Source organism: Gilvimarinus gilvus, assembly GCF_030518155.1.
Classification (GTDB): Bacteria; Pseudomonadota; Gammaproteobacteria; order Pseudomonadales; family Cellvibrionaceae; genus Gilvimarinus; species Gilvimarinus gilvus.
In genome coordinates this window covers 1-313 of the sequence record NZ_JAULRU010000574.1, presented here as the reverse complement: position 1 = coordinate 313, position 313 = coordinate 1, and the positions used below count along the sequence as shown (strand labels likewise).

At 30.7% G+C, this 313-nt stretch carries 1 protein-coding gene; it reads left to right on the top strand.

The window, feature by feature from the left end; translation table 11 throughout:
- Positions 1-102: 102 nt before the first annotated feature.
- On the top strand, positions 103-313 hold a 211-nt coding region (locus tag QWI17_RS12760), incomplete at its 3' end, for a hypothetical protein (protein ID WP_302722898.1).

The window sequence follows — 313 nt, the reverse complement described above, 5'->3', positions numbered from 1 at the left end:
CTACAGATTTTTTTGACAATAACCATTTGAATCAAATTGGAGTTGAAAAATTCAATACAGTTTTGAGTAAAGATTTAAAGAATATTTTAAAGAAGTAGTAATATGACCAACCAACCAAAAAAAATACTATTTGTTTATTACAAGCTTTTCAAGGCTGGGGGAGTCGCACGCGTATTAGTTTCCTTGGCGAACGAATTAGTGGAGAAAGGTTATGATGTTTCAATTGTGATTATGATCAATGAAAAAAGTAGCTTTTTTGAATTAGACCATCGAGTTAAGATTATTGTAATTGATACTTTTTCGCATTGGGGAT